The 12,546-nt window shown below is 40.8% G+C and carries 11 protein-coding genes; all 11 read right to left on the reverse strand.

All coding sequences use genetic code 11. From position 1 onward, the window contains the following. Positions 1–53: 53 nt before the first annotated feature. The 11 genes from moaE to I6E80_RS14325 all read right to left on the reverse strand — a co-directional run bounded on the left by moaE (position 54) and on the right by I6E80_RS14325 (position 12,428). A complete protein-coding gene (gene moaE / locus I6E80_RS14275) occupies positions 54–512 on the reverse strand; it encodes a molybdopterin synthase catalytic subunit MoaE (RefSeq protein ID WP_165734894.1) in 459 nt (152 codons plus the stop codon). Beyond that, complete coding sequence (locus tag I6E80_RS14280) at positions 512–811, reverse strand: MoaD/ThiS family protein (RefSeq protein ID WP_007585236.1); 300 nt, start codon at positions 809–811, stop codon at positions 512–514. The genes moaE and I6E80_RS14280 overlap by 1 nt, the downstream gene beginning before the upstream one ends. Next, on the reverse strand, positions 789–1,259 hold the full coding sequence (gene moaC / locus I6E80_RS14285; protein WP_007585237.1) for a cyclic pyranopterin monophosphate synthase MoaC: 471 nt from the start codon (positions 1,257–1,259) through the stop codon (positions 789–791). The genes I6E80_RS14280 and moaC overlap by 23 nt, the downstream gene beginning before the upstream one ends. Before the next feature lies 1 nt (position 1,260). Next, entirely contained in the window at positions 1,261–1,800 is a 540-nt protein-coding gene (gene moaB / locus I6E80_RS14290; RefSeq protein WP_008135434.1) for a molybdenum cofactor biosynthesis protein B, read from the reverse strand. Continuing rightward, the gene (locus tag I6E80_RS14295) at positions 1,797–2,519 is read right to left on the reverse strand and encodes a molybdenum cofactor guanylyltransferase (protein WP_231616796.1); all 723 of its coding nucleotides are present in this window, start codon (positions 2,517–2,519) and stop codon (positions 1,797–1,799) included. The genes moaB and I6E80_RS14295 overlap by 4 nt, the downstream gene beginning before the upstream one ends. Before the next feature lies 1 nt (position 2,520). Continuing rightward, entirely contained in the window at positions 2,521–3,492 is a 972-nt protein-coding gene (gene moaA, locus I6E80_RS14300; protein WP_170070748.1) for a GTP 3',8-cyclase MoaA, read from the reverse strand. 16 nt (positions 3,493–3,508) lie between these two features. Further along, positions 3,509–6,205 carry a nitrate reductase gene (locus I6E80_RS14305; protein WP_197185827.1) on the reverse strand — a complete coding sequence of 899 codons (2,697 nt, stop codon included), beginning with the start codon at positions 6,203–6,205 and terminating at the stop codon, positions 3,509–3,511. A gap of 43 nt (positions 6,206–6,248) precedes the next feature. Further along, the gene (locus I6E80_RS14310; protein WP_197185828.1) at positions 6,249–7,772 is read right to left on the reverse strand and encodes an FAD-dependent oxidoreductase; all 1,524 of its coding nucleotides are present in this window, start codon (positions 7,770–7,772) and stop codon (positions 6,249–6,251) included. Between the two features lie 227 nt (positions 7,773–7,999). Beyond that, complete coding sequence (locus I6E80_RS14315; RefSeq protein ID WP_197185829.1) at positions 8,000–9,193, reverse strand: alginate export family protein; 1,194 nt, start codon at positions 9,191–9,193, stop codon at positions 8,000–8,002. 9 nt (positions 9,194–9,202) lie between these two features. Continuing rightward, complete coding sequence (locus I6E80_RS14320) at positions 9,203–10,945, reverse strand: bifunctional protein-serine/threonine kinase/phosphatase (protein ID WP_197185830.1); 1,743 nt, start codon at positions 10,943–10,945, stop codon at positions 9,203–9,205. 13 nt (positions 10,946–10,958) lie between these two features. Beyond that, positions 10,959–12,428 carry a NarK family nitrate/nitrite MFS transporter gene (locus I6E80_RS14325; protein WP_010552543.1) on the reverse strand — a complete coding sequence of 490 codons (1,470 nt, stop codon included), beginning with the start codon at positions 12,426–12,428 and terminating at the stop codon, positions 10,959–10,961. Positions 12,429–12,546 lie beyond the last annotated feature (118 nt).

Here is a 12,546-nt window from a genome sequence, read left to right on the forward strand (position 1 = left end):
TTTATTATCGAGCTATAAAGCCTTTACTGAACGTAAATAATTAAATATCTGTATCACTCTTCCCACTTGCCCAGCGCTTGTTTGTCACTTTGTTTAAACTCAACCCAATTTGATGAGTCTTTAAAGTGCTCTTTTTTCCAAAACGTGGCGTGGTTTTTTAAATAATCCATTATAAATTGTGCGCCTTCGAACGCGGCTTGGCGATGGCGGCTGGTCACGCCTACAAATACAATTTGCTCGCCAAGTGCTAAGTAACCAACGCGATGAATAATGCATATTCTCGCCAGTTGCCAGCGAGTTTGTGCTTGCTCTGCAATAGATTGAAGCAGTTGCTCGGTCATACCAGGGTAGTGTTCAAGCTCAAGTGCAATAACGTTATCGCCACTGCTGAACTCTCTTACCAAACCTGTAAAGGTGACAACAGCACCATCGCTTTTATTATTACTACAAAGCGTATTGTGCTCGTTACCTACATTAAAATCATCGGTTTGTACTTGAATATGTATGCTCATTAGCCACCTGTAACCGGCGGGAAAAAGGCAAGCTCATCCCCTGCTTTCACTATTTCGTCGCTTGATGACATAGTTTGGTTAAGCGCTGCAAGTAGCTCACGCTCCTCCAGCCACGGTTGCCAATGCGGGTATTGGCTAACTAATCTTAATTTAAGCTCTGAAATAGTAAGCGGCTGCGTAATCTCAAGGCTTAATTTACTGCACTTTAATCGCTCTTTTAGTTGCCCAAAAAACAATAACTCTACTTTTTGGGCGCTAGATATAGCATCGTTTGGATTAATCTCGCTGCCAACTGCCATTTTTGCCCCCAGCTTTTTGAGTAACGCGCATGCCGCTAATTTCCATTAGTGGGTCGGCTGCTTTACACATATCAAACAAAGTAAGGCTAGCCACAGATACCGCTGTTAACGCTTCCATTTCTACGCCAGTTTTACCGGCAAGTTTGCAGTAGCTGGTTATTTTAATTTGGCTGTTTGCTTCATCAAGTTCAAAATCAACAGCTACTTTAGTAAGTGCAAGCGGATGACAAAGCGGGATTAAATCAGCACACTTTTTAGCGCCTTGAATACCCGCAATACGGGCCACGCCTAACACATCGCCCTTTTTGTTTTGATTAAGCATTACTTGTTCAAAGGCAAGCTTGCTCATGCTAATAAATGCTTCAGCTGAGGCATCGCGCAGGGTTACGTCTTTGAGCGATACATCAACCATATTAGCTTGGCCGTTTTCGTCAACGTGGCTTAACATACTATTGCTCACGCGATTCACACTTTTTACCAATGGTAATATGCGGTACAAAGTTACACGGTTTATGCATTGAGTTAAGTTGATCTTTTATAATGCCTGTCCACGCTGTTTTACATGCGCCTGTAGAGCCTGGCATACAAAAAATAACGGTGTTGTTAGCAAGTCCCGCAAGTGCACGAGATTGAATAGTTGAGTTACCAATTTCACCGTACGATATATGTCTAAATAGCTCACCAAAGCCGTCTACGCTTTTATCAAACAGCGGCGCAAATGCCTCAGGTGTTGAATCACGTTCGGTAAATCCTGTACCACCAGTCACTAAAATAGCGTGAATGGTGTCGTCGGCTATCCACTGCGATGCAATAGCGCGCATTTGGTACACATCATCTTTTACAATTTCTTTATCCGCTAAGTGATGACCCGCCTCAGTTAGCGCTTTAATTAAGTAATGACCAGAAGTATCGGTAATCGCATCGCGCGTGTCGCTTACGGTAAGTACGGCAATGTTTAAAGGTATTTGTGACTCGCTTGTGTGGCTCATAATGTTCTTCTCAATTGGTTAATGCTTAGGTCAAAATGCTCATTTACAGCTTTAAATTGCGCCGGTGTATTGGTGTTTATTAATGCATGCGCTTTATTACATAAAAGCGTTTGCACACCAATGCTTTGGGTAAACTGTTTTATTGATTTATGACTGTTTGCGTTTGTGAGTATGTGTTTTAAATGATTTTTTACACTGCTTGTATTACGAATATACAGCGGTAGCGGTTCATTTTCAAAGTGCCAAGCATGTATTTGTGACTGATTTAATTGATTGCTCACACTTTGTACGTTATTTGACTGGGAAGCCAGCACTATTGTGCTTAACAAACTACTCGTAAGTAGAGGCATATCTACCGCAGTAATAAGTAAGTCGTGCTCAGTGGCTATTAATGTTGAGTAAATACCGCCAAGGGGTCCACTATTTGGGTATATATCTTTAACGTACTTTTCTGAGGGATAATCACTCGGTGAATAATGGCTCGATGACTTGAGCGGATTTATAATATTGCGGCTTATTAGTATGTTTTTAGCACCTGCGTCTTTTAATAAATCACACGCATTGTGCAATAACGTTTTATTTTTTAAAACTAAATCGGCTTTGTCTGTGCCCATTCTTGATGACTTACCACCAGCAAGCACAACGCCTGTAAAGTCTCGCTTAACTTTCATATTAGATTTTATATCAGCTTCTATATGGGTATTCACATCAGCTTCCATATTAGCCGCCCAACATGGCTAAGTGAGTTGTCGCACCTGTTAAGCGCTTATCTAGCTCATGGCTTATTTCTTTATTGCCCATAGCAGCTCGAATAGCCTTTACTGTCGCTGCAGTATCATCCTCGTTGAGTAGCTCGCGTAAATCTATACCTTGCTCGGCAAACAAGCATAAGTGTAATTTACCCAGCGCCGACACCCTTAAGCGATTACAACTTTTACAAAAATCTTTACTGTACGGCATTATTAAACCAATACGACCATCGTAATCAGGATGACAAAATTCCTCGGCGGGTCCATTTAATTTCCCCCTAACGACTTGTAGCCAATCTTGGTCGAGTAATTGTGCTTTAACCGTTTGCCCACTTAAATGATTTTCTTCAAAAAAGGTTGCGCCGTCACCGGTTTCCATTAATTCTATAAAGCGCACCGTAACTTTGTGGTGTTTTACCCATGCTAAAAAATCCTTCAATTGGTTTTTATTAAACTGCTTGGCAAGCACTGCATTTATTTTTATATCTTTTATGCCCAGCTCTACCGCGCGTTCAATCCCTTTTAAAATAAGGTTAAGTTTGTCGTGCCCTGTTATGAGTTTAAACATACTCGGATTTAAACTATCAATACTGACATTAAGTGCATCTAGCCCTGCTTCTGCAAATTCATCAATTTTCTTTAATAAATTAAACCCGTTGGTAGTAATGGCTACTTTTTCTATGCCAGGCGTATTTTTACAGAGTTTTATAATATCGGTTACGTCGTTTCGCAAGCACGGTTCGCCACCTGTAATACGCACTTTTTTAGTACCTAGTTCTGCAAACGCATTTACAAGCATGCTAATTTCGTTTTTATTTAAAAAATTACGCGGCGTATCGCACTGATACCCGTTTGGTAAACAATAACTACAACTAAAATTACATACATCGGTTATTGAAAGGCGCAAATAGTTAAACTGCCGACCAAATTGATCATTAAGCATATGCTTCCTTTTTTCTTTACATTACAACCGCAACATTAATGCTGCTAGAACCTGCTTTGTAATGTTGTTTTATTAATTGGCTTAATTGTGTTTTACACGAACCACAGTTCGTCCCACATTTAAGTTCAGACCCCAATTGCTCGACGGTGTTTGCACCGTTTTTAATGGCGTTTATAATCGGCTGCTCTCTTACTTTAAAGCAGCTACACACTTGCATGCCTTGGGTAAATTCTTCATCGGGGGTTGCATAAAGCAAAGACTGTAATTGGGTAAAAGTCAGTAATGGCTCTGCAAATAAATGGTTTATCCACTCAAGTGATATTTCTTTTTGCTCATTAGAAATAACACCAACAAACGCTAATTGATCGTTTTGAATACACTGCACATGCATGGCTTTTGCCGTATTCATAGCCGACCACTGCCCTTGTAAACCGGTTAAGGTTTGGCAGAAATACAGTAAATCACTTTGTGCCTCATTAAGCGCCAATTGGTAATTAAAGCAATTACTTGCATTAACTTTGAGCCAAAAATCACTGTTTATAACAAGTTCGTTTTTAGTAAACAGCTGCATATATTGCTCAAACGGTGCTTTAACTATATTAACGGCGCCATGTTTACACTCAGCCTGACCAGATAGAGGGTCAACTACCGATTGATACAACTCACTTACTGTAGCGGATGACGCAAATTGCTTGTTCCAATGAATAGGCATAAAGCATTCGCCTTTTCGCACGGCATCGGTTACTTTTGCATGCGCGGTAACCTGCCCTGTTTGGGCAATTGCACTAATTAAATCGTTTTGTTTAATTGCTAATTTTTTTGCATCAAGCGGATTAATTTCAATATACGGGCGTGTAATATGCGATGAAAGCGCAGTACTTTTACCGGTGCGGCTCATGGTATGCCATTGGTCGCGTATACGCCCTGAGTTCATAACAAAGGGATATTTACTTGATGTTTGTTGCACCGGTAATTGCGGCGTTATAGGTATAAAGCGTGCTTTTTTATCAGCGGTGCTAAATTGATTATCTGTAAAAACTTGACCATTTTTATAAGTCTGATTTTTAACAACCGGCCACATAATGGGTTTTAAGTTATCGTACTGGCTTTTTGTGAGCCCAACTAAACCAGAAAGGTTTAACAATCGGCTGCCATTATTTTCAAAGTCGGTTAACTGTGCCCATTCTTCAAAAATGCCACTTGGGTCTATAAAATCAAATCCTTCAAAGCCCATTTTTTTAGCGACTTCGCACATAATTTGCCAATCATTTTTAGCTCCCGAATAAGGCGCTACTAACGGGCGCTGTCTTGATATTCTGCGCTCTGAGTTGGTTACTGTGCCGTTTTTTTCGCCCCATCCGGTTGATGGAAAGGCAACATCGGCGAATTTTAACGTATCACTTTTTGCAATACAGTCAGATACAACCACCAGCTCGCAGGTCTCTAATGCCTTTTTAATAGCGGCGTTATTAGGCAAGCTCACCATTGGGTTTGTTGCCATTATCCACACTGCTTTTATTTTGCCTGCGGCTATTTCATCAAACATATCAATGGCATTGCTGCCTGCTTTTTTAGCAATAGTTGGCGAGAGCCAAAAGCGTTGCACAAGTGATTGATGCGCTTCGTTTTCAATATCTAAATGCGCCGCTAACTGATTAGCCAAACCACCTACTTCGCGCCCGCCCATCGCATTGGGTTGCCCAGTAATCGAAAACGGACCGCTACCTGGCTTAAGTAATTTACCTGAGGCTAAATGCGCATTAATAATGGCGTTGCATTTATCTACACCCGAGCTTGATTGGTTTATCCCCATTGAGTAAAAGCTAATCGCACTTGGGCTTTTAGCAAATAGCGCATAAAACTCAGTGACTTGCTCAATTGCTATATCGCAAAAGTCGCTAACTGCCTCGCAGCTCCATTTTGTTGCCTCTTGCAGTGCGCTTTCAAAGCCGTTTGTATGATGAGCAATAAATTGCGTATCGAGGTGGTTATGCTCATTTAAATAATTAAGCAAACCGTTATAAAGCGCGGCGTCACTGCCTGGTTTTATATTTAAAAATGTGTCGGCAAGCTCAGCGGTGTCGGTTTTACGCGGATCAATAACCACCACTTTCATATTTGGGTTAAGCTGCTTTGCACGTTCCATTCGCTGATACAAAACCGGATGAGTCCACGCGGCATTAGAGCCAATTAAAATAAGCAGCTCAGTTTGCTCTAAATCCTCGTAAGTACACGGCACTACGTCTTCACCAAAAGCGCGTTTATAACCTGCCACAGCAGATGACATACACAGGCGCGAATTTGTATCAATATTGCCTGAGCCTATGTAGCCTTTCATTAATTTATTCGCGATGTAGTAATCTTCAGTAAGTAATTGCCCCGACACATAAAAAGCCACAGCATCGGGTCCGTGCTTTTGTATTATATCGTTAAATTTATTGGCAACATGGTCGGTGGCTTCATCCCACGTAACGGCTTGGTTATTAATGAGAGGCGTCGTTAAGCGATTATCACTGCCTGTCGTGTCGAGCAAATGCGTGCCTTTTACACATAAGCGACCAAAGTTTGCGGGATGCTCTCGCATGCCTTCAAGCTTGGTTGGCACATTATTAAAAATTGAAATATCAACACCACACCCTACACCACAGTAAGCACATGTTGTTTGTTTTAAACTGGTTTTATTTATAGTTGGTGACGTGTTTGCGGTTGTCATGCTACTGCTCTCTTTTAGTGTGCTTTAATTAGTACGTTTTAATTTATGCAGGTTGCTTTACAGACTCATTAAGGGTAACTACGTTAATGGTGTTACTAGCTTTTGCGAGTGCGCTGTTTATTACGTTTTGAACGAGTTTTTCACACCCTCCACAACCTGTACTGGCTTTGGTGCTTTGCTGCACACTTGCCAAATCTATGCAGCCTTTAGCGACTGTTTGTTCAATGGTGTGTTTAGTTACTTTATGACAAGCGCAAATAATAGCGTCATCAGGCAAGTCATCGGCGCTTAGCTCTGCTATGTCGCCAGCAAGGGGCATAATGAGCGCTTCGGGGGCGGTGGTAAGTTCAATGTCGTTTAAATGATATTGCAGTAAATTATCGTAATCGCTGGTATCGCCAACAAGTACGGCGCCAATCAGCTTATTACTTTGTGAATTAGTGACTACTTTTTTATAAATACCATTGGGTTGATCTTCAAAATAATAGCTTATTGCGCCTTCGCTTCTTGCATGCGCATCGCCAATAGAGCCTACTTCAACACCCATTAATTTAAGCTTGGTGCTCATATCGGCACCGCTAAATTCATCGGCTTTATTGTCTAAGCCAGTACTTTGCAAAGTACCTTGCTGTGTATCTTGTAAAATATGCCCAACTGCTATTTTAGCCATAGAGTAACCGGGTGCCACTAAGCCAAAAATAAAATTATTCCACAATGCACATTCACCAATCGCGTATATGTTTTTGTCACTCGTTTGGCAGTGGTTATTAATTACAATACCGCCGCGCTCACCTATCTCTAAATTAAACTCGCGGGCTAAATTATCATAAGGGCGAATACCCGCAGAAAATACAATCATGTCGGTTTCAAGGGTTTTACCGCCTTTAAAACACATTTTATAACGGCAACTTTCACCTTCTACTATTTTCTCGGTTGCTACCGATGTATGCACAGTAACGCCTAAATCTGTAATTTTGTTTTTTAGTAACCGACCGCCCCCCGCATCAACTTGTACGCCCATAAGTTGCGGTGCAAATTCTATTACGTGAGTCTGTAAACCTAGTTGCTTTAATGCGTTTGCAGCCTCAAGCCCCAGTAAACCGCCACCAATTACCACGCCTACTTTACTACCGTGGGCTGAGTTTTTTATTGCGTGTAAATCATTAATGGTGCGATAAACAAGGCAATGCTCACGATCTTTACCCGGTATAGGAGGTACAAATGGAAATGAACCTGTAGCAAGCACAAGCTTGTCGTATTCAAACAACTCCCCTTTAGCGGTTGTTACTGTTTGCGCATCACGATTTATATCAACCACTTTAGAATGAGTATGAAAGCACACTTGCCAATCGTCATAGGTTTTACTGCATGTAAGTGCGAGGTCGTCTGCGGTTTTACCTTTAAAAAAGGAAGATAGTTGCACTCGGTCATACGCTAAACGGTCTTCACCGCTCAGTACCGTAATTTCAAATTGTTCATCAGCTTGATTTTGAGAAACTAGCTGCTGCACAAAATGATGCCCCACCATTCCGTTTCCTACCACTACAACACGCTGCTTGCTTAGCATTTACCCACCTCAAAGTGATATCTACTTTAGTAATTGACTAAAATTGAAATCGAATTATTTGTTATAAGATTGTTATAGCAATATGCAAGCCAAATATATAAGCATTTAATATCAGTAAGTTGCCTACTTTGGTGCAGAGGTGGAAAGCGTAAATCCCCACAAGATGGTGCAATTGCACCATCTTGTGTCGCTATAAATTACAAGAGGATATTAGAAGATAGTGAGGGTTAAAATTTAGCACTCATCCATACCCATAATTTTTGAGTATCGACTTTATTAGCAGCAGTATCCCCCGCTGAGTAATCGGCGTATTTAACACCGACAGAATAGGTTTTATTAATAGGTTTAACGTATTGTACGTTTACCTCACTGCCTAAATCGTCAACCCCATTTGATTGCTCATTAGCATCAAAACTGTGATAAGCCACCAGCCATTTTCCGTCAAACGCTTTACCGTTTAAACTAATATAAGTGTCGTCCAAGCCTTGTGATGGTGTATTTAAAAACGTATCGGCCCAACCATTAAATTTATGTAAAGTAGCAAGCGGTATTGCAAACCCATACTCGCCATTATCAGAGCCAAGTGACTCTATGCCGACTTTTAATGTTACTGTTTTTATACCCAACCCATTTAAATCAACAGCGCCTTCAAGTGCATAGTAATCGGCATCAAAATCGTTCACGCTTGTTGAGGCAGACTGCGTTGCATATTCCGCTTTGTAATAAAATTTTATGTCGTTTAGAGTTTTATTACCGTTAAAAGAAACGCCATAAGTGTCTAAACTGTCGTCTTGTAGTGCATCGTCACTTAATAAGTAACTGTATAAAACCACTTTACCGTAGTCTGTTTTAAAGCTTGCATTAATTAGATGATCGGACGACTCAATGTCTTTATCGTCAGCAAATATGCGGTTACGCTTATTTAAATAACTGTATTGTAAATCTATGTTATTAAATGCGTAATTAACGGTTGCTGCATCAAAGGTTTGCCTGTCTTGGCGCCAACCTACGTGCCCAACAAAACGCTGCCCATCAAGTGCTATTATTTGGCGCCCTACTTTTAGCGATAAACCATCGCGTACATATTTAACAAAGCCTTGGTCAATCTCAGTGTTTTCTGGGTCTGCAATAACAGAGTAATTAGTATTTTTACCCAGCGTATTGTTGTAATCATCTACGCCCAATAGGCTGCGAATGTCTTCTACTTCAATAAGGGCTGAAAAACCATTCACCTCATCTGTTTGATACGTTAAGCGGGTTCTAAGTGTCAAGCCACTTGCATCTTTTAAAGCATTGTTTTGATCAGCGCTTTCAAAACGCAGTCTAAAATCAAGATCAGTTTGCGAAGCTTGGCTTATTGAAGGCGCAGTGAAGCAACCCAGTATAAAAATAATAGGTAAGTTGTTCTTATAGTTAAGCATTTTGGTTCTCTAAGTTTTAATTATTAATACACATACCAAAGCAATAAATAAACACAGCGAAATACATTTCCAAACCATCACTGGATCGCGTTTTAGTATTGAGCTTTTATTGGCGGTACTTTCTAAATAAGGGTTAGGTTTATTGATATCGTTTATAAACTCAGAAAAAGCTTGGTATCTGAGCTCAGGTTTAGGGGCAAGCGCCTTCATAAGGGCTTGATCTAACCAAAACGGAATATCGGCTCTGTATTTACGAATACTTGTGTAGTGCCAATGGCTATAATCTTTTGGCGCTACGTGGTTAAGTGGCAGTGGTTTGTAAGGCAATTTTGAGCACAATAACTCGTATGCAATAACGCCAAGTGAAAACAAATCACTTTTAAAATCGGCGTGCATAGTAATCAGTGTTTCGGGCGCGGTGTAGTCGGCTGTGCCTTGCGGGCAATCATCCGCAATTTGTTTAACCGACTCGTCCATAGCCGCAACACTTACTGTGCCGTAATCTATTAGCGTTACTTTTCCGTGCGCATCTATCATTACGTTATCGAGTTTTAAATCGCGATGTACCATATCGAGTCGCTGAAACGCCCTTAGTGCATGTACTATTTGTTCAATAATACTGCGTACTTGCGTTATTTCTGGGTGCGGCACGTCGTGCTTCCAATCACTCAGTGTTTGCCCGTCCATGTACTCACAAATATGATATAAAAAACGACTTTGCGATTGCGTACTCAGTACTTTCATCACGTTAAGGTGGTTTATGCGTTGTCCAACCCAGCCTTCTCTTATAAAGCCTTGAAGGTAGTGCACATCGTCTTCAAAATTAACCGAAGGTGCTTTTAAAACCACTGGCGGTATATCGGGCGCTTGTTGCACTAAATAAATATGCGAGCGACTACTGGCATGCAATTTACGAATAACCGTGTAGTCATCAATTTTTTGCCCAACATTAAGCGCTGGTGGAATTTTGCGACGAGTTAGCGAATGATAAAGCTCATCTAGTTTTTGCTCAGCAATGTTTTCTACTTTTACCAGTAAACAACTTACGTTGTCGTCACTGCCTCGCGCTAATGCAAGTTCGGTAATTGCTTTAGCTGCATTTTCTAAATTAGTGTGCTCATTAATTAATTTAGCTATATCACTACTTGGGAGCACATCGTGTACGCCATCGCAGGTTAATATATAAATATCGTCTGCTTTTAGGTCAACTTCGTATACATCTATTTCTTGATGAAGTTGTGCGCCAAGCGCACGTGTTAGCGTATCGTTTACTTTGTGATCCCGTGTTATCGCCTCTATTTTAGACCCGCGTAGGCGGGTGATACGCGTATCACCTAAGTGAAATATATAACCCGTTGCCGACTTTAAAATAAGCGCTGTAAAAGTCGTCATCCAATCAGCTTGGCGCTGACCTAAGTGATTGTAATTAACCGATTGCGAATACAGCCACTGATTTAAACTTGCTAGCACCTTCGACACTGACTTTTTAACAGCCCAACTTTCGGGGGTATTTAAATACTCATTTATAAAATGAGTAACCGAAAGTTGAGACGCTTGTTTAGCATTTTTTGCTGATGAACACCCATCGGCTAAGCAGGCAATGACGCCTTTAGACTCTTTTTCTTGCGCTTTGGTATTAAGAGCAGCAAACGCATCTTGGTTTTCTGCTTTTAACCCTTTAGCGCTGTGCCCGCCAAATGAAACGTTGAGTTCATTTTTTAACGCTTTAGCTTGGTGTGTTTCATCAAACATAGTCAATAATGCCTTAAGTCACTGAAATAAGTTCAACGGTGCCGTCTTCATTTACTTCGGTAATATGGCCATCTGGTTCTTTCATAAAAAATAGTGCAGCTAGGCCAAGTAATGCACTACCGGCAATAATGAAAAAGAAAGTTTGATAATCAACAAGTGACAATGCCGTTAAGTAAACTACCGCACCTACATTACCGTAAGCCCCTGTCATACCTGCAATTTGACCAGTTAAACGACGCTTAATTAGTGGTACTGCCGCAAATACGGCGCCTTCACCGGCTTGCACAAAGAACGAACATGCCATAGCAGCTACTACAGCAAGCCATAAAGGCCACGATGCATCAACCAAGCCCATTACAAAATAACCAACAGCAAGACCCATCGTAAGTACGATAAGTGTTATACGACGACCTAATTTATCTGAAATCCAACCACCACCTGGGCGAGATGCTAAGTTCATAAATGCATAAGCAGAGGCTAAAATACCGGCATACACCATATCAAGCGCAAACACATCCATAAAAAACAGCGGCAACATAGAAACAACCGCAAGCTCAGAACCAAAAGTTGTAAAATATAAAATATTTAAAACAGCCACTTGCTTAAACTCATAACGATGCGACTCAGGTACAGGCTCTTTAAAAATATGACCATTTACGTCAAAGGTTTTATACACTTCGTAAATATAAAGTAGGACTAAAAAAGCATACACAGCAAGTACAAAATTAGCCGAAATTAAGTTAGCACCGGTTGGCGAAAGCTTCCAAGTAAGTAATGCTAATGCGCCGTACATAGGGATTTTCATAATAAGCAGTAATACAAAGTCGCCTTTACTGGTAACTTCCATTGCGCCTACTTTTTTAGGCTTAAAGTATGTACCGCCTTTTGGCGTATCGGTTACATTTAAGTACCAAATAACACCAAATATAACGCTTAATACACCGGTTAAACCTACTGCATAACGCCAGCCATCTTCGCCGCCAAACATTAGTGCAATAATTGGCAATAACATAGCCGCAGCTGCTGAACCAAAGTTACCCCAACCGCCATAAATACCTTCAGCTATACCCAACTCGTTAGCAGGAAACCATTCACTCACCATACGAATCCCCACAACAAAGCCAGCACCAATAAAGCCTAAAGCAAAACGCGCTATTGCGGCTTGCTCAAATGTAGTTGCCATAGCAAACATAAAACATGGAATACTACAGCTAATAAGTAGTGCCGCGTAAACAATACGGGGACCAAATTTATCGGTTAGCATACCCACCACAACACGCGCTGGAATAGTTAACGCTACATTTAAAATTAGTAATGTTTTAACCTGTGCCATGGTAATACCAAGTGAACCCGCTATGGCACCTAATAAAGGAGCATGGTTAAACCATACAAAAAATGACACAAAAAAGACCATCCAACTCAGATGTAATACTTTCATTTTTCCGCTAAACGATATTAGGTTAAACCCAGAACTCGGTTGCATGTTTATTTTCCTCGTAAACGTATTATTGTTTTATTAATGCCCCACCCTTTTATACGAGTAGCAGCCCAATTTTTGTTAAATTTAAGTTAACCCGATATAGCAATTACTGAGCCACTAA

Origin of the sequence: Pseudoalteromonas sp. NSLLW218, from assembly GCF_015864775.1 — a bacterium.
GTDB lineage: Bacteria > Pseudomonadota > Gammaproteobacteria > Enterobacterales > Alteromonadaceae > Pseudoalteromonas.